This window comes from Kiloniellales bacterium, from assembly GCA_030066685.1.
Taxonomy (GTDB): Bacteria; Pseudomonadota; Alphaproteobacteria; order Kiloniellales; family JAKSBE01; genus JAKSBE01.
This window is the reverse complement of the sequence record JASJBF010000015.1, coordinates 1-25812: the sequence shown is the minus strand read 5'-3', so window position 1 is coordinate 25812 and position 25812 is coordinate 1. Positions and strand designations below refer to the sequence as shown.

At 68.6% G+C, this 25812-nt stretch carries 25 protein-coding genes and 1 pseudogene; 8 read left to right on the top strand and 18 right to left on the bottom strand.

The annotated features are described in order from the left end of the window. Positions 1 to 19: 19 nt before the first annotated feature. On the top strand, positions 20 to 418 hold the full coding sequence (locus QNJ30_10190) for a RidA family protein (protein ID MDJ0943826.1): 399 nt from the start codon (positions 20 to 22) through the stop codon (positions 416 to 418). Positions 419 to 856: 438 nt separating this feature from the next. On the opposite strand, the gene QNJ30_10185 is transcribed toward QNJ30_10190, so the two are convergent. The 6 genes from QNJ30_10185 to QNJ30_10160 all read right to left on the bottom strand — a co-directional run bounded on the left by QNJ30_10185 (position 857) and on the right by QNJ30_10160 (position 7735). Next, positions 857 to 2395: a sialidase family protein gene (locus tag QNJ30_10185; protein ID MDJ0943825.1), complete on the bottom strand. Its 1539-nt coding sequence runs from the start codon at positions 2393 to 2395 to the stop codon at positions 857 to 859. 190 nt (positions 2396 to 2585) lie between these two features. Next, entirely contained in the window at positions 2586 to 2861 is a 276-nt protein-coding gene (locus QNJ30_10180) for a hypothetical protein (protein ID MDJ0943824.1), read from the bottom strand. Between the two features lie 308 nt (positions 2862 to 3169). Next, positions 3170 to 4423: an MFS transporter gene (locus tag QNJ30_10175; protein MDJ0943823.1), complete on the bottom strand. Its 1254-nt coding sequence runs from the start codon at positions 4421 to 4423 to the stop codon at positions 3170 to 3172. Beyond that, positions 4420 to 5667 (bottom strand): MFS transporter, encoded by a 1248-nt coding sequence (locus tag QNJ30_10170; protein MDJ0943822.1) that lies wholly within the window; start codon positions 5665 to 5667, stop codon positions 4420 to 4422. The genes QNJ30_10175 and QNJ30_10170 overlap by 4 nt, the downstream gene beginning before the upstream one ends. Before the next feature lie 44 nt (positions 5668 to 5711). Beyond that, entirely contained in the window at positions 5712 to 7121 is a 1410-nt protein-coding gene (gene lpdA, locus QNJ30_10165; protein MDJ0943821.1) for a dihydrolipoyl dehydrogenase, read from the bottom strand. 266 nt (positions 7122 to 7387) lie between these two features. Continuing rightward, the gene (locus tag QNJ30_10160; GenBank protein ID MDJ0943820.1) at positions 7388 to 7735 is read right to left on the bottom strand and encodes a hypothetical protein; all 348 of its coding nucleotides are present in this window, start codon (positions 7733 to 7735) and stop codon (positions 7388 to 7390) included. Between the two features lie 175 nt (positions 7736 to 7910). Here QNJ30_10160 and QNJ30_10155 point away from each other — a divergent pair, with 175 nt between their 5' ends. After that, positions 7911 to 8195 (top strand): DUF1330 domain-containing protein, encoded by a 285-nt coding sequence (locus tag QNJ30_10155; protein ID MDJ0943819.1) that lies wholly within the window; start codon positions 7911 to 7913, stop codon positions 8193 to 8195. Positions 8196 to 8273: 78 nt separating this feature from the next. Beyond that, positions 8274 to 9401, top strand: a complete 1128-nt coding sequence (locus QNJ30_10150) for a hypothetical protein (GenBank protein ID MDJ0943818.1) — start codon at positions 8274 to 8276, stop codon at positions 9399 to 9401. A gap of 158 nt (positions 9402 to 9559) precedes the next feature. Here QNJ30_10150 and QNJ30_10145 read toward each other — a convergent pair whose 3' ends face one another. Next, positions 9560 to 9766, bottom strand: coding sequence for a hypothetical protein (locus QNJ30_10145; GenBank protein MDJ0943817.1), 207 nt, complete (start codon positions 9764 to 9766; stop codon positions 9560 to 9562). Next, on the bottom strand, positions 9766 to 10185 hold the full coding sequence (locus tag QNJ30_10140; GenBank protein ID MDJ0943816.1) for a group III truncated hemoglobin: 420 nt from the start codon (positions 10183 to 10185) through the stop codon (positions 9766 to 9768). Before QNJ30_10140 ends, QNJ30_10145 begins: the two co-directional genes overlap by 1 nt. Before the next feature lie 105 nt (positions 10186 to 10290). Here QNJ30_10140 and QNJ30_10135 point away from each other — a divergent pair, with 105 nt between their 5' ends. Then, on the top strand, positions 10291 to 10743 hold the full coding sequence (locus tag QNJ30_10135; GenBank protein ID MDJ0943815.1) for an Rrf2 family transcriptional regulator: 453 nt from the start codon (positions 10291 to 10293) through the stop codon (positions 10741 to 10743). On the opposite strand, the gene QNJ30_10130 is transcribed toward QNJ30_10135, so the two are convergent. Continuing rightward, positions 10740 to 11702, bottom strand: coding sequence for an alpha/beta hydrolase (locus QNJ30_10130; GenBank protein ID MDJ0943814.1), 963 nt, complete (start codon positions 11700 to 11702; stop codon positions 10740 to 10742). The two genes, QNJ30_10135 and QNJ30_10130, sit on opposite strands and share 4 nt — an antisense overlap. Positions 11703 to 11884: 182 nt before the next feature. Here QNJ30_10130 and QNJ30_10125 point away from each other — a divergent pair, with 182 nt between their 5' ends. Beyond that, on the top strand, positions 11885 to 12520 hold the full coding sequence (locus QNJ30_10125; protein ID MDJ0943813.1) for a hypothetical protein: 636 nt from the start codon (positions 11885 to 11887) through the stop codon (positions 12518 to 12520). A gap of 81 nt (positions 12521 to 12601) precedes the next feature. On the opposite strand, the gene odhB is transcribed toward QNJ30_10125, so the two are convergent. The 7 genes and pseudogenes from odhB to zapE all read right to left on the bottom strand — a co-directional run bounded on the left by odhB (position 12602) and on the right by zapE (position 22361). Beyond that, positions 12602 to 14209, bottom strand: coding sequence for a 2-oxoglutarate dehydrogenase complex dihydrolipoyllysine-residue succinyltransferase (gene odhB / locus QNJ30_10120; protein MDJ0943812.1), 1608 nt, complete (start codon positions 14207 to 14209; stop codon positions 12602 to 12604). 31 nt (positions 14210 to 14240) lie between these two features. Beyond that, entirely contained in the window at positions 14241 to 17141 is a 2901-nt protein-coding gene (locus tag QNJ30_10115) for a 2-oxoglutarate dehydrogenase E1 component (GenBank protein ID MDJ0943811.1), read from the bottom strand. A gap of 85 nt (positions 17142 to 17226) precedes the next feature. Beyond that, positions 17227 to 18102: a succinate--CoA ligase subunit alpha gene (gene sucD / locus QNJ30_10110; GenBank protein MDJ0943810.1), complete on the bottom strand. Its 876-nt coding sequence runs from the start codon at positions 18100 to 18102 to the stop codon at positions 17227 to 17229. Then, positions 18102 to 19298 (bottom strand): ADP-forming succinate--CoA ligase subunit beta, encoded by a 1197-nt coding sequence (sucC, locus tag QNJ30_10105; protein ID MDJ0943809.1) that lies wholly within the window; start codon positions 19296 to 19298, stop codon positions 18102 to 18104. The genes sucD and sucC overlap by 1 nt, the downstream gene beginning before the upstream one ends. Positions 19299 to 19718: 420 nt before the next feature. Next, positions 19719 to 20663, bottom strand: a pseudogene (gene mdh, locus QNJ30_10100) (malate dehydrogenase). Between the two features lie 150 nt (positions 20664 to 20813). Then, entirely contained in the window at positions 20814 to 21209 is a 396-nt protein-coding gene (locus QNJ30_10095; protein MDJ0943808.1) for a hypothetical protein, read from the bottom strand. A 9-nt stretch (positions 21210 to 21218) separates the two neighbouring features. Next, on the bottom strand, positions 21219 to 22361 hold the full coding sequence (zapE, locus tag QNJ30_10090; protein MDJ0943807.1) for a cell division protein ZapE: 1143 nt from the start codon (positions 22359 to 22361) through the stop codon (positions 21219 to 21221). Positions 22362 to 22563: 202 nt separating this feature from the next. On the opposite strand from zapE, the gene QNJ30_10085 reads away from it, so the two are divergent. The 3 genes from QNJ30_10085 to QNJ30_10075 all read left to right on the top strand — a co-directional run bounded on the left by QNJ30_10085 (position 22564) and on the right by QNJ30_10075 (position 24795). Then, entirely contained in the window at positions 22564 to 23214 is a 651-nt protein-coding gene (locus QNJ30_10085; protein ID MDJ0943806.1) for an outer membrane beta-barrel protein, read from the top strand. 461 nt (positions 23215 to 23675) lie between these two features. After that, positions 23676 to 24416, top strand: a complete 741-nt coding sequence (locus QNJ30_10080; protein MDJ0943805.1) for a tetratricopeptide repeat protein — start codon at positions 23676 to 23678, stop codon at positions 24414 to 24416. Positions 24417 to 24441: 25 nt separating this feature from the next. Next, positions 24442 to 24795 (top strand): hypothetical protein, encoded by a 354-nt coding sequence (locus QNJ30_10075; GenBank protein MDJ0943804.1) that lies wholly within the window; start codon positions 24442 to 24444, stop codon positions 24793 to 24795. 13 nt (positions 24796 to 24808) lie between these two features. Here the strand turns inward: QNJ30_10075 and QNJ30_10070 are convergent, their stop codons facing one another. Both QNJ30_10070 and QNJ30_10065 read right to left on the bottom strand, forming a co-directional pair. Continuing rightward, on the bottom strand, positions 24809 to 25225 hold the full coding sequence (locus tag QNJ30_10070; protein MDJ0943803.1) for a hypothetical protein: 417 nt from the start codon (positions 25223 to 25225) through the stop codon (positions 24809 to 24811). Between the two features lie 10 nt (positions 25226 to 25235). After that, on the bottom strand, positions 25236 to 25812 hold a 577-nt coding region (locus tag QNJ30_10065), incomplete at its 5' end, for an aldo/keto reductase (protein MDJ0943802.1).

Genomic DNA, 25812 nt, shown 5'->3' with positions numbered 1-25812 from the left:
TCAGCTGAAAGCAAAATCAATGACCAAGCGCGCGATCGTACCGCCGCAGCTTCGCGCAGCGGCAGACCAAGTGAAGATGTCTCCGGCCATCCTGTCCGATAATCACGTGTTTCTGACCGGTGTCACCGGGAGTGACTTGCAGGGAGACATGCCAGAGGATCCAGGGACTCAATTCCGGAATGCCTTTGAGAAGATTGGGATGGTGCTGGGCGAGGCGGGCCTGGAGTTTCGATCGGTGGTCGAGATGACGAGCTACCACGTCGGTCTTCGCGGACATTTCGACCTCTTCGACTCGATCCGCCTCCGATACCTGGAGGAACCCTATCCGGCATGGACGGCGATCGAGGTCGCGGGCCTCAGGCGCGAAGGTGCGATCGTCGAGATTCGTGTGATCGCGACCACCCATTCAGACAGTTGAGTCGGTCTGCCAAGAGCTCGATTCGGCCGTTCCTGCGGCGGCGTACGATCTGACCCGCCGCCTCTCGTTTGCCAGGCATAGAAAAGAAAAAGGTGGCGTTGGGACGCCACCCACCGGGATGCTCCGGTCAGTCGGGGCATTCATGTCCGGTCATCAGGCCTCGGCGAGGATCCCTCTGTGGAACACGCGGTCCGCCGGATCGATCTCGCCATATCGTGATATTCCTCTAAAAGAGTATAGATCTAGGTGTTCTTCTTCTCATAAGCGCAAAGGCATACTAGCGCGCCGCCGCGTAGGAATGCAACTATAGGTTTATAGAAACGAAAAAATTTCTACGTAAGTCGTATGCCAGTCTGCATTGTGACGCCATCGCTCGGGGTTGCTCTGGAGAGACGGGGCGCGGCGCCCCGAGACGTCGCGCCCGTCCCATCGAGACCCCTAATCGTCGTCGTCCCCGTCGTCATCGTCGTCGTCGTCCGGGTCGACCCGGGCGAAGAAGCCGTCGGCGAAGTCCTCGGGCGAGGACTGTTGGAAGAACGAGAAGAAGCTGCCGTCCTTGGCCGCGAGGCCCATGTAGTCGCCGAGGAAGAGGCCGTTGGCCTGCGGCGCCGTCAGGTAGTCGAAGGACTCTGCGGTCAGGCGGACCTCTTGGCCCCAGCTGCGGCGGCGGTCGCAGCGGCGGTCGCAGAAGATCATGAAGTGGTCCGTCAGCTCGCCGCTTTCGCCGTCGTTGCGGAAGTCGTAGTAGCTGACCGCGACCCGGCCATCCCGGCCGACCGCGACCGAGGGCAGGAAGGCCTGCTGCCGGAGCGGGTTGGCGGCGTTTTCCGGGGTCAGGTTGATGCGGACCGGTTCGGACCAGCTCCGGCCGCGGTTCCTGGACTGGATGAAGGCGACCTGATCGAAGCCGGTGAAGCGGGCGTCCTGCCAGACCGCGTAGAGCCAGCCGCGCTTGGGATCGACCGCGACGTCGAAGATCAGGTTGCCGTCGCGCACCGTCGCCCCGGTGTCCGGCGTGCTGACCTGCTGCGAGAGGATCTGCTCGACCTTTGTCGAGGCGGCATCCCAAGTCGCACCCTTGTCGAAGGACTTGATGAAGGCGAAGTTGAAGGGCGGGTTGACCGGGTTGGGCGTGCCGTCGGGCAGGACGTTGATGATCTCGTTGAAGAAGTCGATCACCGTGCCGTCGGGCAGTACCAGGACCTGGTTGCCGATCGTCTGGTTGTTGATCCCGGGATTGAAGATCTCCCGCGATTCCTCCCAGCTCACGCCGCCGTCGGTCGTGCGGGCGAGGTAGGCCGGGCCCTGGAAGTTGCCGCCCGGCAAAAGCTCGAGGCGATCCCAGACCCCGTAGACGAAGTTTGAGTCGGTGGAATCCGCGGTCAGCGCGTTCTTGTCGTTCAGGACGCCCGGCGTGTCCTCGTCGATGACGAAGATCGGATCGGTCCAGGTCAGGCCGCCGTCCAGGGAGCGGCTGACCGCCATGCCGTTGCGCCCGGCGAAGGTCGGCAGGTTCACAACCAGGGACATCTGATGCAGCGTGCCGTCCGGGGCGAAGGAGACCCAGGGATCCGAGGCGCGCTCGAAGGGCCCGCCGGAGCATTCGGTCAGGCCGGGCACCACGACGCTCTGCCAGGTCCGGCCGCCGTCGAAGGTCACGCCCGCGACGTTGCTGCGGGCGCCGCCGTTCGACCAGCGGTCCTGCTGCCAGAAGGCGACCAGGTTGTCGGCGTCGGTGGGATTGACGTCGAGCCAGGGCTCGACCTCGGAGTTCAGGAAATTGGTCCCGCCGCTCGGGAAGTTGCCGCAGTTCTCCAGCGGCCCGAAGGGGCTGTCGTCGGAGACCTGGACCGGACCCTCGACTCGGATGCCGTCGTCGTCATCGTCGTCGTCGTCCGCCCAGGCGGCACCCGGGGCGAGCAGGCCGGCGGCCAGGACTCCGGCCGCAAGGGGCTTCGCGAAGGTCAGGGGTTTCATGATCTTGTGTCCTCCGTGTCGGATCGAGATCTGACGGTCGAGGACCGGCGGCGGTTGGGGGCTCGGTCCCTCGGGCCGGCTCGGCTCCGCAGGCTGGGCCGGCGTGCCGAAGCTGCCGCTCGAGGGACCCGGGAAGAGCGCCTCGGCCGCGAGACGGATTCGACCGTCCGTTGCTGTTGCGCGGCGGCGCTCAGTTCGCCGTGACCGGCCGTACCTGGATGGCCTGCCTTTGCTCCTGGGCGTCCAAAACGCCGTCGGCATTGGCATCCAGTTCCGCCCAGAGCTCGGCGTCGTCGGACTGGGCAAGGAACTCGGCCTCGGAGATTTGCCCGTCCTTGTCGCTGTCCATCGCGCGCGCGGTGGTCAGCGTCAGGCGCTCGGGTTCGTCCGCCAGGGCCGGCCCGGCCAGGGACCAGGCCAGGCTCAAGCAGCCCGCGGCGACCAGTAGCGTGATCGGCTTCGGCATGTCGAAGTCCTCCCTTCGGTGGTGCGGAGGCGCGAAGCAAGGCCGTGCGGGACCGGCGTCCGCCGGCGTCCGGTGACGTGGAACACTTGCTTCAAGAGACCGCCTTTTCGGCATCAGCGACGGCCTCCCTCAATGTCGCTGTGCTGATCAAAAGGAGAGAGGCTCGCGGGTTTCTCTCCCATTAGGCGTGGAGAAAGGTTAACGCCGCCCGCCAACGTTGCACAACCGTGGGTTTGCTATGGTCACAAAATTTTCACAGCAGGGATGCAAGGGACGGCGCTGCTCCGGTGATGCGGAGCCAAAGGGGGTCAGCCGCAGCCTTCCGGTCCTGCGCCGCGGGGCGGCGGCGCGCGGTCGAGCCAGAGCAGGGCCAGCGGCCCTAAGGCCACCGCCAGGCCGGAGGAGGCGAAGGCCAGGCCCCAGCCCAGCAGGCTGCCGTCGCCGCCGCCGAGGTCGAGCACCACGCCGAAGACCAGCGGCCCGGCGAAGCCACCGAGGAAGCCGATGGTCGAATGCACGGCCATGGTCTGGCCGCGCTGTCCCGGCCGGGCCGCGGCCACCGCGCCGGTGGTGACCGCGGCGGAGTCGCCCGGGACCGTGAGGCTGTAGAGGACCGCGATGGCGAGCACGACCAGGAAGGGCCAGGCCGCCGAAAAGCCGAAGACGCAACCGGCCGCGGCCGAGAGCAGCATCACCGCGATCACGACCCGCCGCCGGCCGAAGCGCTCGGCGGCCTCGTTGCCCAGGACGCTGGCGGGCAGAGCGAGCAGGTTGAGCGCCGCGGCGAGGACGGTCGCGCTCCAGCCGACGCCCAGGGCAGCGCCGGCCTGCTGGGCCTGGGCAAAGACGAGAAAACCGACGATCCAGGAGCGCAGGGCGAAGAGCTCCCAGTTGTGCAGGGTGTAGGCCAGGACGTAGGCCATGGCCCGGGCGTTGGCCAGGACCGGGCGGAAGTCGAGGACGTGGTGCTCGACCGGCGGCAAGTGCTCCTCGGCCGCCGGCGGCACGCCGCGCCAGACCAGCAGGACGGCGGCCGTCGGGCCCAAGGCGGAGAGCCCGAAGGCCCAGGGCCAGCCCCAGCGCGCGGCCAGGGCGCCGGCGAGCAGGAAGGACAGGCTGGTGCCGATCGAGAAGGTCGCGGTGTAGAAGGCCAGGCTGCGCCCGCGCACGGCCGGCGGCAGGTGATCGGCCCCCAGGTGATCGGTGAGCGACTTCAGTCCCGGCATGTAGGTGCCGGCCAGGCCGACTCCGGCCAGGGCGCGGAAGACCAGCGCCGGCCAGAAGCCGTCGGCGAGGAGCGCAAAGCCGAGGGAGGAGAGCGCGGTCAGCGCCGCCGCGGCGAGGTAGACGTGGCGCGGGTCGCGGCGGTCGGTCAGGCTGACCAGGAACGGCACCGCGGCGACGTAGCCGGCGAAGAAGATGCCGTTGATCCAGCCGGCCTCGGTGCCGCTGAGCGACCATTCCGCGACGAAGCCCGGCAGCAGCGCGGCGAAGGTCGCGAAGCCGGTCATGGAACAGACCTCGGCCAGGCAGAAGATCAGGGTCAGGCGGCGGGCGCTCATCCCCGCCCGCTCCGGCCCGACACCTCCCGGCCGAAGCGGGCCAGGAAGACCGGCCCCAGGGCCGCGACCAGGCCCATGGCGGCGAAGGCCAGGCCCCAGGCCGCGACCTCAGCGGAGCCGCCGGCCAGGTCGAGCACCGCGCCGAAGGCAAGCGGCCCGAGCACGCCGGCGCCGAAGCCGAGCATGGTGTGGACCGCCATGGTCGCGCCGCGCCGGGCCGGCTCGGCCGCGGCCACGGCGCCAGCGGTGATCGCCGCCGAGTCCGCGATCACCAGGAAACTGTAGACCGCGCAGACCAGAACCAGGAGCCAGGGCGCGACCGGCGCCAGGAAGCCCAGGGTGCAGGCCAGGGCGGCGGAGAGCAGCATGGTCGCGGTGATCGCTCGGCGGCGCCCGAAGCGCAGGGCGGCCTCGTTGCCGAGGATCGCCGCCGGCAGATGCAGCAGCAGCAGGATGGTGGCGAGCTGGGTCGGCCTGAGGCCGAAGAGCTCGGCGCCCTGCAGGCCGGCGGCGAAGGCCAGGAAGGCGACCAGCCAGGTGCGGAAGCCGAAGAGCTCCCAAATATGCACGCTGTAGGCCAGGATGTAGCCCAGGGCCTTGCGGTTGCGGAACACCGGGCGGATGTCCAGGGCCGAGCCGCCCTCGGCCGGCCGCGCCGGCGCCGGCGTGCCGGCGACGAAGAGCAGGATCAGCAGCGCCGCGGCGAGGTTGCCGAGCGCGGCCAGGCCAAAGGCCCAGCTCCAATTGGCCAGGGCAGCGATCTCGCCGGCAGCCAGGACCGAGACCGTGACCCCGACGTTGAAGTGGGCGGTGTAGAAGGCGACCGCTCGGCTCTGCTGCGGGCCCTCGATGCGGTCGGCGAGGATCTTGAGCCCGACCATGTAGGTGCCGGCCAGGCCGACGCCGCCGAGCACCCGCCAGAGCGCGGCGCTGAGAGCGTCGACGGCAAAGAGCGCAAAGCCCAGGGCGCCCAGGGCGCCGAGGCCGGAGGAGAGGACGTAGATCAGCCGCGCGTCGCGGCGGTCGGTCAGGCTGACCAGGAGCGGGACCGCCGCCACGTAGCCGGCGTAGTAGACGCCGCTGACCCAGCCGGCCCCGGTGTTGGACAGGCCCCAGTCGCGCTGAAACACCGGGATCAAGGCCGGGAAGGTGGCGTTGCCCAGCATGTTGAGCACTTCGGCCAGGCAGAGCACCGCGACCAGGGCCGCGCCTGAGGCCTGCCGTCGCTGCCGCCTCCCGCTCACGCGCCACCCTCACACGCCGGGGCGCCCGGCCGAACCGGTCGGAATCAGATGTGGATCGGCCGGCCGTGGACGGCCAGGGCCGCCTCCTTCACCGCCTCGCTCATCGAGGGGTGGGAATGGTAGCTGCGCGCGATGTCCTCGGCCGAAGCGCCGAACTCCATCGCCACCACCGCCTCCTGCAGCAGGTCGCCGGCCAGGGGCCCGACGATGTGCACGCCGAGGACCTTGTCGCTGCGCTTGTCGGCCAGGATCTTGACCACGCCGTCGGTCTCGGCGTTGGCGCGGCCGCGGCTGTTGGCGGTGAAGGGGAACTTGCCGACCCGGTAGTCGACGCCGTCCTCCTTGAGCTGCTCCTCGGTCTTGCCAACGCCGGCGACCTCGGGCCAGGTGTAGACCACCGAGGGACAGAGGTTGTAGTCGACGTGCCCGGCCTGGCCCTCCAGCATCTCGACGCAGATAACGCCGTCCTCCTCGGCCTTGTGCGCGAGCATGGGACCGGGAATGCAGTCGCCGATGGCGTAGATGCCCGGTACCGAGGTCTGGAAACGCTCGTCGACCTGGATGAAGCCGCGGTTGTCGACCTTGACGCCCAGGGCCTCGAGCCCCAGGCCCTCGGTGTAGGGCCGGCGGCCGATCGAGACCAGCACCACCTCGGCCTTCAGGGTCTCGGCCGCGCCGCCCTTGGCCGGCTCCACGGTCAGGGTGACCGCGGTCTTTGCGGTCTTGGCCGCGGTGACCTTGCTGCCCAGCTTGAACTTCAGGCCCTGCTTGGCCAGGACGCGCTGGGTCTGCTTGGCGATCTCGCCGTCCATGGTCGGCAGGATGCGGTCGAGGAACTCGATCACCGTGACCTCGGCGCCGAGACGCGACCAGACCGAGCCGAGCTCCAGGCCGATGACCCCGGCGCCGATCACCACCAGGGTCTTGGGCACCTTGCCCAGGGCTAGGGCGCCGGTCGAGGTGACGACCTGCTTCTCGTCGATCTCGACGCCGGGCAGCGGCGTGGTCTCGGAGCCGGTGGCGATCAGGATGTTCTTGGTGCTGAGGGTCTGCCCGGCGCCGCCGTCGGCCTTGACCGCGACCTCGCCGGCCCTGGGAATCGAGCCGAAGCCCTTGACGTAGTCGACCTTGTTCTTCTTGAAGAGGAACTCGATGCCCTTGGTCAGGTCGTCGACCACCTTGTCCTTGCGGCCCATCATGGTGGCGAGGTCGAGCTCGAGCTTGCCGACCTTGATCCCCTGCCCGGCCAGGTGGTCGCGCGCCTCGGCGAAGCGCTCCGAGGAGTGCAGCAGGGCCTTGGAGGGGATGCAGCCGACGTTGAGGCAGGTCCCGCCCAGACGGCCGCGGGATTCGACGCAGGCCGTCTTCATGCCGAGCTGCGCCGCGCGTATCGCGGCGACATAGCCGCCCGGCCCGCCGCCGATCACAACTAGGTCGTAGGTCGTGTCGCTCATGTTTCGGTCCCCGCTGAGTCGCGGGCACCTTGCCGCAAGTCAGTGACCGGAACAAGGGCGGCCGGCGCGGCGCTCCGTCGAACGGCGCCAAGCCAAGGAAAGGCAGGAAGCACCGCATTCTCTCCCGCTGTCATCACCGGGCTCGACGCGGTGATCCATCGTGCCGCTGCACCATGGATGGCCGGGTCAAGCCCGGCCATGACAGGGTAAGAAGTTGAGAAAGACCGCCAAGCATGACCACCGGGCTCGGTCGGGTTCCGCCACCCTCAGAGCAGCTCGTCTTCGTCCTCGCTGCCGCGGCCGGGCATCTCGACGAAGAAACCGTCGGCGCTGGGCAGGGGGCGGCAGCGGCTGATGCAGCCTTTTTTCATCAGGTCGAGGAGCTGCCGGCCGACCGGTTGGAACAGGGTTTCGCCGCCGCCGGCACGCGCCGGGTCGAGGCGGACGATCACGCTGCGCGGGTCCTCGCGAAAGCGCTGCCGCTCCACCATGCGCGCGATCGCGGTGCGGGCGTGATCCTCGTCGACGCCGGTCAGGTCGAGCTCGTACTCCGCCGAGCCGGCTTCGCTGAAGAGGCCCCGAACCTCACGCTCGGTCAGTTCGGCCATCGCCACGCGGGTTCCGTCATCCCAAGAGGTGGTATGAAACGCCGCGGACATTACCCGCGCAAGGCGAGAGCGCCAAGCCCCAGGCGGTCGCGACCGGCTCAAGTCATTGTGACCCGCGGCGGCCTTGAGCTATCGTGCAGCCGCGCGAGACGCAGCGCCGGGGGCAGAGGGAGGAGAGAAGATGACGGCTTACTGGATCGCACGGGTGAAGGTCTCGAACCCGGAGGCCTACGGCGAGTACGCCAAACGGGTCCCGGCCGCGGTCGAGAAGTTCGGCGGCCGCTTCCTGGCGCGCGCCGGACGGGTCGAATGCCTGGAGGGCGAGGCCTTCCCGCGCAACGTGGTGATCGAGTTCCCCGACTTCGATTCGGCGGTGGCCTGCTACAACTCACCCGAGTACCAGGAGGCCAAGGCCTTCGCCGAGGGCGCCGCCGAGCGCGACATCATCATTCTCGAAGGCGGCTGAGCCCGGCGGATCCGCCGCTTTACGGAATCTTGGCGGCTTCAGGCTATTGATATAGCGGGCAGGAGGCCCGATCCGGCGGTGTGGCCGGCGCGGGGCGGCAGCGGACGGGCGATTGCCCTGCCGAGGCGCCTCGGACCGCGACGTGGCGCCGCCCGGCGCAGCTTCCGGCAGGTCCAGGTCCTGAAGGTATCGGAGCACTGGATGATCCGGCTCGGATCCATAGCTTTCGGCTCGGCCCGCTGGGCTGGCCTTGCAGCCGTCCTCCTCGCCGGCGGCCCTTCGGCCTGCGCGCCGCCCTGGCGGGAAGCCGGCGCCGCGCCGCCCGCGGCCGTCGAGCCCCGAGCCGAGGCCGCGCCCGGCGCCGCGGCACCGCCGGCCCTGCCGCCGGTCGGCCTGGTCAACCGGGCCGCGGTCACCCCGGCGCGCTTCGTGGGTCGCCCCGGCGTCCCGACCGACGGCCTCCAGGTCGCGCTGGCCATGACCCTGCGGGCCAAGGGCCTCTCCAGCCGCACCATCGAGCTGACCACCGGCGTGGTCGGGGTGGAGCGCCTGGCACCGTTGGCCGACCTCGAGCTTTCGGGCTTCGCCAACCGCGGGGTCCGCTTCAGCCGCTACGAGCCCCTGGAGAACTCGCCGACCGGGCGCAGCATCGCCGGCCTAGTCGATCTGGAGGACGACGCCGGCCGCCGGCTGAGCCTGCGCTTCGAGGCCGACTACCGGGCCGACGAACGCGGGCTGGTGCTGGAGCGCACGGTCTGGGCGCCGGCTCCTTCGGAGACGCCCGAGGTCGATCTCTTCATCGTGCCGGCGGCACCCCTGGAAGCGCTGGCAGCGAACGACAAGGACGACTACCGCCGCCTGCGGGCCGGCCTGGCCCGCCATGCCGTCGACCTGCACAAGCCGGCGACCTGGCCGCCGGGCCGGCAGGCGTACCTGATCGTGGTCATGACCCGGGATCGGATCGCGCCCGAGGCGCGGCTGGTGATGGGGGTCAGCCGCGACCCGGGCGGGGTCCCGCGGGAGACCGAACGGGTCCGGCGCTACCGCTACGACGGCTGGCCGGTGGCCGTCCTGCCGGGGATCTTCGATCTCGCGGGCGCAGCCTTCTGGGTCCAGGTCAAGCTCGCCCAGGGCAGCGGCCTGGCCGAGTTCGACGACCGCGAGGGCCGGCTGATCGGCCTCTTCGCGATGACACCGGAGCCATGACCGCTCATACCGCCCAGCGCAGCAAGAGCCAGATCACCAGCCAGAGGTAGAGCGGCGCCGGCACGGCGCCCCAGATGAAGACGTAGGGCAGGTAGCGCTGCCAGTGCATCGTTCTTCTCCCCTTCGATGAACCCTGGCCTTGCATGTCGGATCGCGCCTCAAAGCTCCGAGAGGACCGCGACGGTCAGGGTCGTGAGACCGACCGCGAATCCGACCCGGGTGGCGAAGAGAAGGCGGCGGCCGCCGCCGTCCAGACGCGGGCGGGGCAACGACCGGCTTTCCAGCCAGAGCCGGTGCGCCAAGGTCAGGAAGGCGGCGAACCAGAGGAGCGTCGCCGCCTCGGCGGCATAGATCAGGTAGGCCATCACGTCCCCTCCCTCGCCACAGGCCTGCCGGCGGCCAGCGGATCGCGGCTGAGGACGCCCCGGCGCAGGGTCGCGGCGATCCGCTCGGCACGCCAGACGAAGACCGCCGCGGCAACCGGGCCCTGGGTCTCCACCGCCGTGGCCCGGAAGAGATCGAGCCAGCGTTCGAAGTGCGCCGGCTTCAGGTCCGGCAAGGCGCGGTGGACCTGCAGGGGCTTGCCCTTGTAGCGGCCGGTCATCCGAAGGACCCCCGACCAGAAGTCGGTCATGACATCCAGGTGGGCTCCCCAGTCCGGACCGATCGCCGCCTCGAAGACCGGCGCCAGTTCCGGGTCGCGCCGCACCCGGGCGTAGAAGGTCTCGACCTGGCGTCGGATGTCCGCCTCCGACACGATTCCGTCCTGTCCTGCCGTCCGCATCTCCGTCTCCTGCCTTGCGGTGCGCCTGTAAAGATGTATCATAAATACATCTAATAGGACCGGCGTTTAAAAGCAATACAGAATATGCATCTTTAGGAGAGACCCTTGCGCCTGACCACGCACACCGACTATGCGCTGCGCGTCCTCATGTACCTGGCGCTGAGGCCCGGGGAGAGCAGCACGATCCAGGAGATCGCCGAGAGCTACGCCATCTCCAAGAACCATCTGATGAAGGTGGTGCAGAACCTGGGCGCGGCCGGCTGGATCGAGACCAGCCGCGGGCGCGGCGGCGGCCTGCGGCTCGCCCGGCCGCCGGAGGCCATCGACCTGGGCCAGGTCGTCCGCACCACCGAAGAGGACCTGGCGCTGGTGGAGTGCTTCAAGCCCGAGGAGAACCGCTGCGCGATCACCCCAGCCTGCCGCCTGAAGCAAATCTTCGCCGAGGCCCTGGAGGCCTTCTTCCAGGCCCTCTCCGGCTACACCCTGGCCGACCTGGTCCGGCGGCCGAAGGCGCTCGCGCGGCTGCTGGAGCTGGAGACCGAGGCGCGGCGCGGTTAAAGCCGTTCGATCTCCTCGCCGATGGCCCGGAAGGCCCGGTCGTCGGTGATCAGGTCCATGTGGTTCAGGCCCTCCAGCAGCGTGAAGCGCAGGTTCCGGGCGTGGGCGATGACGTCCTCCGGATAGGCCTCCGGCCGGAAGTCCTGGTCCTCGCTGCCGATGATCACGACCCCGGGCCGGGTGATGCGCTTCAGGTTGGCCCGGTAGTCAGCCCGGGGGGCGAAGCCGAGCATCATGCGGTAGGAGTAGTCCGGCGTCGTAACCGGCAGGTCCTCCGCACCGATCGCGAAGCGCAGCGCCGTCAGCCGGTTGAACCAGGTGATGCGGAGCGCGTTGAGCAGCCGCAGCGCGAGGATCCGGCCGGGCTGCGGGTAGGCCCAGCCGTTGTCCGGGTGCAGGGTCGGCGACTCCGCGCCGATGAAGGGCGCGAGGAAGACGTAGGCGCCGGCCTCCTCGCCGTAGCGGCTGCCGGCGAAGCGCAGGGCGAAGCCGCCGCCCATGGAGAAGCCCAGGACGACCAGCCGCTTGGCCAGGCCCTGCCGGGCCAGGTGCTCGATCAGGTCGGCGAGGTCGTGCTCCAGCTGGCCGACGTAATCGAGGTCGCCGGGCCGGCCCCAGCCGTGGCCCCGCATGTCGAGGGTGACGCAGCGGGCGATCTCCGCTTCGGCCAGGTATTCGGCCAGGCCGTGCAGGGAACGGCCGCGGCTGGCGGAGCCGTGGATCAGGATCACCGTCTTCTCGGCCTCGGCGGGATAGAGACGGTAGGGGATCTGCCGGCCGTCGCGCGCCGGGCAGACCTGGGTTTCCGGCAGGTCGCTGTAGTCCAGATTTTCGAGGCCGGTGTTGAACCCCAGGCCTTCGCGCGGCGGCCCGACCGCGGCCGTCCCGAAGACGAGGAGGGCGGCAAGAACGACGCAAGCAAGCGCAAAAAATCCGGCCGCCAGCCAGATGAAGACCACCTTCGCCCCTCTCAACGATCAGTGATGAACATCGAAGACGAAAAGTGGCTGGCATTTCAAGCCCGCAAGGAGCCTTGCGGTTCCGATGCCCCTCGCCGTCGAGACTTGAACCTGGGTCTCCGCCACCTCTAATAGTTGAAGAGCCTCCAAGAGCTATTCACTTGAAAGGAATGAGCCGACCGATGCGATTCCTCGCCGTCTTCGCCGGTCTGCTGATTCTCGGTGGCGGCAGCCTCTTAGTCGGCGCCAGCTATCTGCTGCGCAGCGGCGAGTGGGTGCCAGTAAGTGCGCCCATCGAGCTGGTTGAAGGTCGCAGCTTCGCCTTCGACCTCAAGGCCAGAAGCGACGGTAGCTACGAGATCGCGATAGATGTCGAGAAGACCCTGCCGCAGAAGGAGATCGAGTGCCTCTTGGGCCTGAAGCCGCTTCGGGGAACCTGTGGCGGCATTCAGCCAGAGCTCTCTCTTTCGTGGAGAGTCGCGGTCGATCGGAACGTCACAGTGTCCGGAGACACCTCCTCAGGTGACCTTGGAGCATCCTACGGTCCGACGATCGCGAGAAAGATTGGTCGCTTTCCAAGCGTGGAAGGTACGTCTTACCAGATCAGGCTCGATGTCTTGAGAACCGCGCCGGAGTTGGCAGCCACGAATCCTCAGCTAAGAATCACGCGCGATGCGATGGAGTACAAATCCGCCTTCGTGCAGGCGAGCATCTTGAGCTATCTGGCCCTCGCCATCCTCGCGCTCGGCGCCATCTTGGCCGCCGGGATGGGCCTTCGGATGGGGCTCAGAAGCTGGCGGAGTCGCGAGAGGGCCTGAAGACCGGCTGCGGCGAAGACAGGCAAGCCGTCGGACACCAGGGATCAGCACAGAGACGGAAGGTCGGCTTGAGGCAGAGGCCTAAAGCCCGACCAGCATCCGTTCCGGGTCTTCGATGCATTCCTTGACCCGGACCAGGAAGGTCACCGCCTCGCGGCCGTCGATGATCCGGTGGTCGTAGCTCAGCGCCAGGTACATCATCGGCCGGATCACGACCTCGCCCTTCACCGCCATGGGCCGCTCCTGGATCTTGTGCAGGCCCAGGATTGCCGACTGCGGCATGTTGAGGATCGGCGTCGAGTTGAGCGAGCCGAAGACGCCGCCGTTGGTGATGGTGAAGCTGCCGCCCTGCAGCTCGTCCATGCCGATCTTGCCGTCGCGCGCGCGCGCCGCGACCTCGCCGAGAGCCGCCTCGATCTCGGCGAAGGACTTGACGTCGCAGTCGCGCAGGATCGGGACCATCAGGCCGTTGGGCGTCGAGACCGCCATGCCGATGTCGTAGAACTTGTTGTAGACGATCTCCTCGCCGTCGATCCGGGCGTTGACCGAGGGGAACTCCTTCAAGGCGGCGACCACGGCCTTGGCGAAGAAGGACATGAAGCCGAGCTTGACCCCGTGCTTCTTCTCGAAGCCTTCCTTGTGCTTGGCGCGCAGGGCCATGACCGCGCCCATGTCGACCTCGTTGAAGGTGGTCAGCATGGCGGCGGTGGTCTGGGCCTCCTTCAGGCGCCGGGCGATGGTCTGACGCAGCTTGGTCATGCGGACCCGCTCTTCGCGCGGGCCGGCAGGCGTCGCTCTGGCCGTCACCCCGCCTGGAGAGGGGGCCTTGGCCGCGGGGGCTGCGGCGCCGAGAACGCCCTGAAGGTCGGCCTTGGTGATCTTGCCGCCGGGGCCGCTGCGCGGCACCGCGCCGGGCGCGAAGCCCGCAGGGGAGGGCGCGGCGGGCGCCGGCGCCGCAGCGGCGGCGCCCTTTTCCAGGTAGTCGACCACGTCCTCGGTGGTGATCCGGCCGCCCTTGCCGGTGCCGGGCACCTGGGCCGGGTCGAGATCGTGCTCGGCCAGCATCTTGCGCACCGCCGGCGAGAGCTCACCGTGCGCGGGCCCGACCTCGACGGGCGCCGGCGCCGCCGGGGCGCCGCCGCCGGTGACGATCGCCAGCACCGCGCCGACCTCGACGGTCGCGCCTTCCTGCACCTTGATCTCGCTAAGCACGCCCGACACCGGGGCGTTGACCTCGAGGGTCACCTTGTCGGTCTCGAGCTCGACCAGGGGCTCGTCGGCGGCAACGACCTCGCCGACCTGCTTCATCCACTGCCCGACCGTGCCTTCGCTGACCGATTCGCCCAGGGCCGGCACCACAACCTCGCTGGGCGCGCCGCCGCCGTTGGCGGCCGGTGCGGCGGGGGCCGGGGCTTCCGGCTTGGCCTCGACCGCTGCGGGAGCCGCGCCCTCGCCCTCGGCGATCCGGCCGAGCAGGGCGCCGACCTCGACGTTGGCGCCGGCCTCGACCACGATCTCGGAAAGCACGCCGGCCTCGGCGGCGTTGACCTCGAGGGTGACCTTGTCGGTCTCGAGCTCGACCACCGGCTCGTCGAGGGCGACCGCCTCGCCGGGCTTCTTTAGCCATTGCGCGACCGTCGCCTCGCTAACCGATTCGCCGAGCGTGGGGACCAGAATATCGCTTGTCATGATCGTCCTGCCTCTTTGCTCGCCGGGCTGGCTATTCCGCCGCCGCCTTGGGCTTGCCGCTTCCGCCCACCTTTTCCTGGTGCTCCTTGGCCGCGGCGATCCGATGCGTCCGCTTCTTGCCCAGGGTGAAGGCGTCGTCGATCAGGGCGGCCTGCTCCTTCTTGTGGCGCGCAGCCAGGCCCGTGGCCGGCGAGGCCGCGGAGGGCCGGCCGGCGTAGCGCGGTCGCGGCGCCTTGACGCCGACGCCCTCGGCCACCTCTTCGATGAAGCTGTTGGCGAAGGCCCAGGCGCCCATGTTGCGCGGCTCCTCCTGGCACCAGACCAGGTCGCAGTGCTTGTAGGGCTCGAGCTCCGCCGCCAGGGCGTCCGCCGGGAAGGGATAGAGCTGCTCGAGACGCAGCAGGTGAACCTCCTTGGCGTCGCGCTTTTCGCGCTCCTCCAGAAGCTCGTAGTAGATCTTCCCGCTGCACATCACCACCTGCTTGGCGCCCTTCGGATCGCTGGGCGGCGCATCGCAGTACATCACCCGGTGAAAGCTCGAGCCGGGGCCGAAGTCGGCGAGCGGTGACACGCAGCGCTTGTGGCGCAGCAGCGACTTCGGCGTGAACACGATCAGCGGCTTGCGGAAGTCGCGGCGCAGCTGCCGGCGCAGGACGTGGTAGTAGTTGGCCGGGGTCGTGCAGTTGACCACCTGGATGTTGTCCTCGGCACAGAGCTGCAGATAGCGCTCGATGCGGGCCGAGGAGTGCTCCGGCCCCTGGCCCTCGTAGCCGTGGGGCAGCAGCATCACCAGGCCGGACATCCGCAGCCACTTGTATTCCCCGGGTGCGATGAACTGGTCGATGATGATCTGGGCGCCGTTGGAGAAGTCGCCGAACTGCGCCTCCCAGAGGGTCAGGCTGCGCGGCTCGGCCAGGGAGAAGCCGTACTCGAAGCCCAGGACCGCGAGCTCGCTCAAGGGGCTGTCGACGATCTCGATCGTTGCCTGCCCCTCGCTAATATGGTTCAGCGGCATGTAGCTGGTCTCGTCCTTCTGGTCGACCAGCTTGGCGTGGCGCTGCGAGAAGGTGCCGCGGTTGCAGTCCTGACCGGAAAGGCGCACCGGGTTGCCCTCGACCAGCAGGGTGCCGAAGGCCAAGGCCTCGGCGGTCGCCCAGTCGATGCCTTCGCCGGTTTCGAACATCTGCCGCTTGGCATCCAGCAGGCGGACGATCTTGGGATTGACGTTCAGGTCTTCGGGCACCCGGGTCAGCGCTTCGCCGACCTGCTGCAGGACCTTGACCGGGACGTCGGTATCGCCGCGCCGGGCGTCGTAGCCGCGCACCTTGTCGAGGCCGCTCCAGGTGCCTTCCAGCCAGTCCGCCTTGTTCGGCTTGTAGCTGCCGGCGGCCTTGAACTCGTTCTCCAGGCGCTGGTTCCACTCAGCCACCATGCCCTCGGCCTGCTCCACGGTCAGCAGGCCTTCGCCGACCAGGCGCTCGGCGTAGATCTGCCGGGCGGTCGGATGCTGGCGGATCTTCGCGTACATCAGCGGTTGGGTGAAGGCCGGCTCGTCGCCCTCGTTGTGGCCGAAGCGCCGGTAGCAGAACATGTCGATGACGACGTCCTTCTTGAAGGTCTGGCGGAACTCGGTCGCGATGCGCGCGATGTGGACCACCGCCTCGGGGTCGTCGCCATTCACGTGGAAGATCGGCGCCTGGATGATCTTCGCGGTGTCGGAGCAGTAGGGCCCCGAGCGCGAGTTCACCGGGTTGGTGGTGAAGCCGATCTGGTTGTTGACGATGAAGTGGATCGTGCCGCCGATGCGGTAGCCCTTGAGCTCGGAGAGATCGAGGGTCTCGGGCACCAGGCCCTGGCCGGCGAAGGCGGCGTCGCCGTGCATCAGCAGGGCCATGACCTGAGTGCGGTCGTGGTCCCGGTGCTGCATCTGCTTGGCGCGCACCTTGCCGACCACCACCGGATCGACCGCCTCCAGGTGCGAGGGGTTAGCGGTCAGCGAAAGGTGCACCGTGTTGCCCTCGAAGGTGCGGTCGGTCGAGGTCCCGAGGTGGTACTTGACGTCGCCGGAGCCGCCGACGTCCTCGGGGCTGGCGGCGCCGCCCTGGAACTCCGAGAAGATCGCGGTGAAGGGCTTGCCCATGAAGTTGGCGAGCACGTTGAGCCGGCCGCGGTGCGGCATGCCGATCACGACCTCCTTCAGGCCGAGCTGGCCGCCGCGCTTCAGGATCTGCTCCAGCGCCGGGATCATGGACTCGCCGCCGTCCAGGCCGAAGCGCTTGGTGCCGGTGTATTTCTTGTTCAGGAACTTCTCGAAGACCTCGGCGGCGGTCAGGCGTTCGAGAATGGCGCGCTTGCCGGTGTCGGTGAACTGGGTCTCGTTCTGAATCGACTCGATTCGCTCCTGGATCCAGGCCTTCTGCGCCGGGTCCTGGATGTGCATGTACTCGACGCCGATCTTGCCGCAGTAGGTCGCGCGCACCCGCTTGACGATCTCCCGGAGGGTCGCGGTCTCCAGGCCCAGCACGTGGTCGATGAAGATCGGACGCTCCATGTCGGCGTCGGTGAAGCCGTAGGTCTTGGGGTCGAGCTCGGGATGCGGGACCTTGGGAGTCAGGCCCAGGGGATCGAGGTCAGCCTCGAGATGGCCGCGCACCCGGTAGGCGCGGATCAGCATCAGCGCCCGGATCGAGTCCAGGGTGGCGCTGCGGATCTGCTCGGCGCTGGCGCCGGCCGCCAGCTGCGGCGGCACGGCTGCGGGCGTGACCAGGCCCTGGATCAGGCCCCGGGCCTCGTCGTCGAGGTCGTCGAAGAAGGCCCTCCAGTCCGGCGTCAGGCCGCCGGGGTCCGTCTGGTACTGCTGAAACTGCCGGGCGATGACGGCCGGATCGACGCCATTGCCAGCTTGGGGTCCGGTCTTGCTCGTCTGTGCCATGCTCCGCTTCGGCGCGACGGCCTTCGGGCCGCCCGCGCCGCCCTTGCTTTGGTGGTCCCCGGGGCCGTTTTTCCCCGGGTCCGGATCAGCCCTTCATCGCCTTCAACATGGTGCTTCCGAGCGTGGCGGGCGAGTCGGCAACCAGGATTCCGGCCGACTTCATCGCCTCGATCTTGTCCTCCGCACCGCCCTTGCCGCCGGAGATGATGGCACCGGCGTGGCCCATGCGCCGCCCCGGCGGCGCCGTTCGACCGGCGATGAATCCTACCATCGGCTTATTAACTTTCGACTTACTATAAAACGTGGCGGCTTCCTCCTCGGCGGAGCCGCCGATCTCGCCGATCATGACGATGCCGTCGGTCTCGTCGTCGGCCAGTAACATCTCCAGGCAGTCGATGAAGTTGGTGCCGTTGACCGGGTCGCCGCCGATCCCGATGCAGGTCGACTGCCCCAGCCCGGCCGCGGTGGTCTGGGCCACGGCCTCGTAGGTCAGGGTGCCCGAGCGCGAAACCACGCCGATCCTGCCGCGGGCGTGGATGTGACCCGGCATGATGCCGATCTTGCAGGCCTCGGGCGTGATCACCCCCGGGCAGTTGGGCCCGACCAGCCGGGTCTTGGAGCCGCCGAGGGCCCGCTTGACCCGGACCATGTCGAGCACCGGGATGCCTTCGGTGATGCAGACCGCCAGGCCGACCTCGGCGTCGATGCATTCCAGGATCGCATCGGCCGCGAAGGGCGGCGGCACGTAGATCACCGAAGCCTCGGCGCCGGTCTTCTCGACCGCCTCCGCCACCGTGTCGAAGACCGGCAGGTCGAGGTGCGTGCTACCGCCCTTGCCGGGGGTGACGCCACCGACCATCCGGGTGCCGTAGGCGATGGCCTGCTCGGAATGGAAGGTGCCCTGAGAGCCGGTGAAGCCCTGGCAGATGACCTTGGTATCCTTGTCGACGAGAACCGCCATCACGCCGCCTCCTTCACCGCTTTGACCACCTTGTCCGCGGCGTCGGCGAGGTCGTCGGCGGAGGTAATGGCGAGGCCGGACTCGGCCAGGATCTTCTTGCCGAGGTCGACGTTGGTGCCCTCGAGACGGACCACCAGGGGCACCTTCAAGGCGACCTCCCTGGCGGCGGCGACCACGCCCTCGGCGATGACGTCGCAGCGCATGATGCCGCCGAAGATGTTGACCAGGATCCCCTCGACGTTGGGGTCCGAGAGGATGATCTTGAAGGCTGTGGTCACCCGCTCCTTGGTGGCGCCGCCGCCGACGTCGAGGAAGTTGGCCGGCTCGCCGCCGTAGAGCTTGATGATGTCCATGGTCGCCATGGCCAGGCCGGCGCCGTTGACCATGCAGCCGATGTTGCCGTCGAGCTTGATGTAGTTGAGCTCGTGGCGCGCGGCCTCCAGCTCCATGGGGTCCTCTTCGTCCTCGTCGCGCATGCCGGCGAGGTCCTTGTGCCGGTAGAGCGCGTTGTCGTCGAAGTTCATCTTGGCGTCCAGGGCGATGACCTCGCCGGCACCGGTGACGACCAGGGGGTTGATCTCGACCAGCGAAGCGTCGAGCTCGGTAAAGGCCTTGTACATGGCGATCAGGAAGCGCACCGCCGACTTGACCTGGTCGCCCTCGAGCTCCAGGCCGAAGGCGATCTTGCGGGCGTGGTAGGGCATCAGGCCCTGGGCCGGGTCGATCGCCACCATGATGATCTTCTCCGGCGTCTTGGCGGCGACCTCCTCGATGTCCATGCCGCCCTCGGTCGAGGCCATCACGGTGATCCAGGAGGTCGCGCGGTCGACCAGCAGGCTCAGGTAGAGCTCGCGGGCGATGTCGCAGCCCTCCTCGATGTAGAGCCGCTTGACCTCCTTGCCCGCCGCGCCGGTCTGCTTTGTCACCAGGACGTGGCCGAGCATCTTGCGGGACTCCTCCCGGACATCGTCGAGGGACTTGCAGATCCGCACGCCGCCCTTGCCGTCCGGGTCGTCGGTGAAGCGCCCGGCGCCGCGGCCGCCGGCGTGGATCTGGGACTTGACCACGAAGACGGGCCCGCCCAGCTCGCGGGCCGCGTTCTCCGCCTCCTCCGGCGTGAAGGCCGGGATGCCCCGCGGCACGGCAACGCCGAACTTCTGCAGCAGGCTCTTGGCCTGGTACTCATGAATGTTCATAGGAAGGATTGAGCCTCGCTCGAGGGGGAGACGTTCGTTCGAAGAATTCGTTTACGCGGCCCCCGCGGCCGCGCTGCCCGGTCCCTGTCTCCTCTAAGACTTAAGTACTGTAGCAAGCCCGACCGCGCGTGCAACCGCGCTGCCGCCGACCCGCCGGACAGGGCCCGGCGCAGGGACACCGGGAACTTACGGGCTCGGGACGGCGGCCGGCGCCCACGAGCACGATGATTTGAGGTCGAATCGACCTCAAATCATCGTGCTCTCAACTGTTGGATTAGAGCGGGATTCAGATTTGAAGTCCCTTCGACTTCAAATCATCCCGCTCTAGGCCGTCCTGCTTGTGCGTCCGCGCGCCGTAGAGGCCGGCTTGGCCTTGCGCGGGGCCGGCTTGGCCTTCGCAGGCGACTTGTCGGTGGCGTTCAGCTTCTTGCAGGCCTCGACCAGGCCTTTGACCGCGCTCACCGACTTGTCGAGCATCTTCTTCTCGGCCGCCGAGAGCTTCAGCTCGACCACCCGCTCGACGCCCTTGGCGCCGATCACCACGGGGGCGCCGACGTAGAGGTTCTTCACCCCGTACTCGCCCTTCATGTAGGCGGCGCAGGGCAGGACCCGCTTCTTGTCCTTGAGATAGGACTCGGCCATGGCGATGGCCGAGGCGGCGGGAGCGTAGAAGGCCGAGCCGGTCTTCATTAGGCCGACGATCTCGGCGCCGCCGTCCCGGGTGCGCTGGACGATCTCGTTGACCCGCTTCTGGCTGATCCAGCCCATCTTGACCAGGTCCGGCAGCGGGATGCCGGCGACCGTCGAGTAGCGCACCATGGGCACCATGGTGTCGCCGTGGCCGCCGAGCACGAAGGCGCTGACGTCCTCCTGGCTGACGTTCATCTCCTGGGCCAGGAAGTGGCGGAAGCGCGCCGAATCGAGCACGCCGGCCATGCCGACCACCATGTGGGTCGGCAGGCCGCTGGCCTGCTGCAGGACCCAGACCATGGCGTCAAGCGGGTTGGTGATGCAGATCACGAAGGCCTTGGGGCAGTTCTTCTTGATGCCCTCGCCGACCGCCTGCATCACCTTGGTGTTGATGCCGAGCAGGTCGTCGCGGCTCATGCCCGGCTTGCGCGGCACGCCGGCAGTGACGATGACCACGTCGGCGCCCTTGATCGCGCTGTACCGGGAGGCGCCGGCCAGCTTGGCGTCGTAGCCTTCGACCGGTCCGGTCTGCGCCAGGTCCAGCGCCTTGCCCTGGGGCATGCCGTCGACGATGTCGAAGAGGACCACGTCGCCCAGGTCCTTGAGACCGGCGAGCAGCGCCAAGGTGCCGCCGATCTGCCCGGCGCCGATCAGCGCGATCTTGTTCCTTGCCATGATGCCTGTTCCCCGCAACTGAGTGCCGGCGGCATCGGCGTCCAGGCGTCGCGCCGCGGCTTGTAAGGTGAGTCCCAGCCGAAGGGACGGCCGGACCGCGCGGTTACTAGCGCGAAACTCAGGAGGGAGCAAGACGAGGCGGCGCCCCGCTCAGCGCGAAGCATCTGCTTCCTCTGCCAAGGCATCGTAGCGGCGCAGCACCGCCTGCCATTCATCGCGGATTAGGCCTGTCATCACGGCACGCCGTCGCCGCACGAGCCAGGCGCGGATTGGTCCCCGCGTTCGCAGCCTGCGCGAGATCTCGGCGCAGAGCCAATCCGGATCGAAGCCGGTCCAGACGCCGGCGACCGAATAGAGGTTGAGATAGACCACCGGCGCTACCTCCTCGGCCAGGATCCGGTCCAAGGCGTCCCGGTCGTAGCCGCTGGCTCGGAGCACCCTCGCGATGTGGTCGAAGTCGCGGTCCTGCAGCTCGGTATCGAGCCAGAGCTCGGACAGGGCGACCCAGACCGGCCGCCGATCTTGGATCTCGGCTTCGGTTAGCACGGGCTCGGACTAGACGCTGGCGCGCCGCGCCGCGTTTGGGGCCGAGGCGGCCTCGACGTAGTCCTTGGACTGCATCTCGTTGAGGCGCGAGACGGTGCGCTGGAACTCGAAGGCGCCGCTGCCCTCGGGGTAGAGGGCTTCCGGGGCGGCCTCGGCCGAGACGATGAGATTGACCCGCTGCTCGTAGAGCGCGTCGATCAGGACCATGAATCGCCGCGCCGCATCGCGCCGTTCCGGGGTCAGCATCGGGACGCCGGCCAGGACCAGGGTGTGGTAGCGCCGGGCCAGGGCCAGGTAGTCCTCGGCGCCCAGGGGGCGCTCGCAGAGCTCGGCGAAGTCGAAGCGGGCGACGCCGCGGGCGGCCGCCGGCACCTCCAGGGTTCTGCCCTTGACCGTCAGGCTGTCCGGCGCAGTTGCGGCGCCTTCGGTCAGGCGGGCGAAGGCGGCCTCCAGCGCCGCCTCGGCCGCGGCGTCCAGGGGCTGATGGTAGACCTCCAGCTCGCGCAGGCGGGCCAGGCGATAGTCCAGGAGGCCGTCCAGCTCGAGCACGTCGAGGCGCCGCTTGAGCAGCTCGATGAAGGGCAGGAAGCGTTCGCGCTGCAGGCCGCCCTCGTAGAGCCGGTCCGGCGGGAAGTTGGAGGTCGCGACCATCACCACGCCCCGGTCGAAGAGTCCGGTGAAGAGCCGGGCCAGGATCATGGCGTCGGCGATATTGACCACGTGGAATTCGTCGAAGCAGAGCAACCAGGCTTCTTCCGCCAGCTCGGCGGCCAGCTCGGGCAGGGGGTCGGCCTTGCTGCCCTTGGTCTTCTGGCGCCAGTCGTGCAGGCGGTCGTGGACCTGGGCCATGAAGGCGTGGAAATGGACCCGTTGCTTTAATGCAACAGGGGCGGATTCAAAGAAGATATCCATCAACATGGACTTGCCGCGGCCCACCCCGCCGAACATATAAAGGCCTTGCGGGGGATCCGCTTTGCGCCGTTCCAGGCCGAGACGCGCCTTCCAGCCGCCGCGGCCCATCGCCGGTTCGTAGTGTCGGAGCGCATTGTGGAGGCTCTGCAGTTTCTCCGCCGCGAGTTCCTGTGCCATGTCGGGCTTGATCAGGCGGTCCCGGCGGCGTTGGCGATAGACTGGAAGCGGACCGTCGGTCATTTGAATGTGTTGCACTGGTACAAGGGGTTGAAGCGTTTCACTGGTGTAGAGGGTTAAAGAATCGTTTAACGGTCAGGCAAAGCGGCAAAGGTCACGAAACTAACCTAAAGTTGATTTTGGCCTTTTAGGATCAAACCTGCTACATTTCGTCAGGTTTTCGGGGATTCAGAGCGTGCGAAGTATTAACCTTTTCTTAACCGTTGTGGCGCTGATCGGCCTGGCACGGCCGGCCGCGGCCGGTGAGGATCGGTTTTACCTCGATTTCGATCTCCCGGCCGCGAATCAAGCCTCGGCGAGCAGCTTCGCTTTGAGCCCGGCGGGAAGCAATCCCTCAGGCGGGCTTAAGGGCTTGGGCGTCTCCATGGGCTATGCCCTGCCACGCGAAAGCGGCGAGTGGCGCATCGCCGCCGGTCTCGGCCAGCAGTCTCCCTTTGCCCTGCAGGAGGCCTACGCCGGCGAGCTAGCGGCCCTGCGCGGCGAGACGGGGGAGGCCGACACCTCCGCCACGGTCAGCCTGCTCTACGCCTTCGACCTGGGCGAAGAGGGGCTCTTCGGCATGAACATGCAGCCCTACCTGGGCGGTGGCATCGGCCTGACCCGGCGGCCCGGCGACGGCGCCTCGGGCACGGCCGGCCTGAGCGCCGAGGAGGCGGACCGGGAGCGCTACAACCTCTCCTGGGGCCTGACCGCCGGCGTCAACATGCCGCTGTCGAGCAACCTCAACCTCTCGCTGGCCTACCGCTACGTCGGCCAGGGCGAGAGCGACCGCGCCACCCTGGACCGGGAGGCCGGCGATCCGGATGCCGACCTGCATTCCCACGACCTGATGCTGATCTTCGGCGTCTCCTTCTAGGCTCAGCGGCCGCCCGACACTCGCAACACCGCACCCGTCGTATAGGGCGACTCCACGGACAGCAGCCAGACGATCGGCCCAGCTGCCGCCGGTCACGATCATCACGCCCGCCATCTTGCCCCCTCGATGGATCCCCCGGCCGCGCCCGAGATCGCGCAAGATGGAGAAAAGTTAACGCCGCAGCCACAAACCTGCCCAATTCCGGAACGAACTACTCGGACAGGCAGACGGCAGGCGGTCAATCCCCCGCCGCCGCGCCGTCAGCAGCCTGCAAGAAAAGAGTGCTTCCACTCGGTGCCCCTCTGCCGCGATCCCCCCTTTGCGCGGCAGGGGGGCTACTTTTCGGCGGCCGGCGAAAGGGCCCCCGGACAGGGTATGCGCGACCGGCCGGCTGCGTGTTAACCCTGTGCTAAGCGCAACCTGAAAGGGTGGCGTCTCCAGAGAGCATCGGGTTTCGTGCCGTGCCGATCCTTGGCGCCGTCGTCATCGCCTTCCAGATCCTGCTGGTCGTCCACGTCCTGAAGACCGGGCGGCAGACCTACTGGGTCTTCATCGTCATGATGCTGCCGCTGGTCGGCGCGATCGCCTATTTCTTCGTCGAGATCCTGCCGGAGCTGGCGCACAGTCGCGCCGGCCGGCAGGTCGCCAAGGACCTGGACTCGGTGGTCAACCCGGACCGCGAGCTTCGCCAGCTGACCCGGGAGGCGGCGCGCGCCGACACCGTGGAGAACCGCTTCAAGCTGGCCAAGGAGTGCCTCTACAAGAACCGCTACGAAGAGGCGCAGGAGCTGCTGGCCGGCTGCCTGCAGGGGATCCACGGCGAGGACCCGGCGATCCTGCTGGCCCTGGCCAAGGCCCGCTTCGGGCTGCAGGACTTCGCCGGCAGCGTCGAGGCCCTGGACCGGCTGCGACAGGCGGACCCGAATTTCCAGTCCGCCGAGGGTCATCTGCTCTACGCCCGCGGCCTTGAGGGCCAGGGCGAGACCGAGCAGGCGCTTTATGAATACGAGGCCCTGGTCGGCTACTTCGCCGGCGAGGAGGCGCGCTGCCGCTACGGTCTGCTGCTCGAGCAGGCCGGCCGCCGGGACGAGGCCCGCGAGGTCTTCGCCGAGGTCGTCCGCTCGGTCGAGCTGGCGCCCAAGCCCTACTACCGGGCCCAGCGCGAGTGGTACGAAATCGCCCGGGAACGGCTTGGCGCCTAAGCCCGGGCCGCCTATCTGAAGGGGCATGCCTCGGCCCCGAAAGAAGATCAGGTTTCAGCGCCCCAAGCCGAAATGGCGGCTCTACTGGCCCACGCGCCTCAAGGCCCTGGGCCAGCCCGTGCCGGAACGGCGCAAGCTGGCCCGCAAGTGCCTGGGCAAGGGCTACCACGAGGAGGCGCGGGACCTGCTGGAGAGCTGCCTGATCTACGGTGCCAGCGCCGAACTGCTGGCCGACCTGGCCCAGGCCCGCTTCGGCCTCCACGACCACGCCGGCACGATCAAGGCCCTGGAGCGGCTGCGGACCGAGTTCCCGGCGGCCGAAGGCGAGGCCGAGCGCGCCCTCCACGCCCGCGCGGCCCAGGCCCTGAACGGCGGTTGAGAACGGCAGCTGATCAGGCGGCGATCGGGGTCCACCTGGCCTTGCGGCGGCGGACCCGGGCGGCCGTGTCCTCGCCATCGTAGTCGGCGACCCGGGGCGCCCGGGTGAAGTCGTCGCGGGCGTCCAGCAGGTTGAGGTTCAGCACCGCCCAGGCCGCGTCGCCCTCGGCCAGGACCGCGGCGGCGTAGACCCCGCAGTCGGCGCAGATCAGGAAGTCGGCCGTGCCCAGGGCGAAGCGGTAGCGGATCAGGCGCTGCGGGTCGGCGACCGCGATCCGCAGGCGGCCCTCGGGATCGGAAACGCTCAGCGCGCCGTGGCGCCGGCAGAAGCCGCAGGCGCAGGCCCGGACCTCGGTCTCGGCGGGCGGCACGGCGGTCTCGTAGACCAGGGTGAGGTTGCCGCAGTGGCAACGGCCGGGGAGGCTGTGCACGGTCTCGCCCTCAGCCGCTCAGCGCGACCCGGCCCTCGATCGGGTAGGCGGGGTCGCTGTAGCCGGGGGTCGAGGGATGGCCGCTCGGAACCAGGCCGTCGATCAGGGCCTCGTCCTCGGCGGTGAAGGCGTAGTCCAGGCCGCCCAGGTAGTCGGCCCACTGGGCCTCGGTCCGCGGCCCCGCGATGGGCGCGGTGACCAGGGCGTTGTTGAGCAGCCAGGCGACGGCGAACTGGCCGGGGGTGATGCCCTGCGCCTCGGCATGGGCCTTGACCTTCTGGGCAATGACCAGGGATTCGCGGCGCCACTCGGTCTGCATCATCCGGGTGTCCTCGGCCCCGGCGCGGGTCTCGGCGGGCGGCGCCTCGTCGGGATGGTACTTGCCGGTCAGCACGCCGCGGGCCAGCGGGCTGTAGGGCACCACGCCCAGACCGTAGTGGCCGCAGGCCGGCAGGTGCTCGACCTCGGGCATACGGTTCATGGCGTTGTAGTAGGGCTGGCTGACCACCGGCCGCGGCACGCCCTGCAGGTCGCAGAGCCGGACGATCTCGGCGATCCGCCAGGCGCGGTAGTTGGAGACGCCGAAG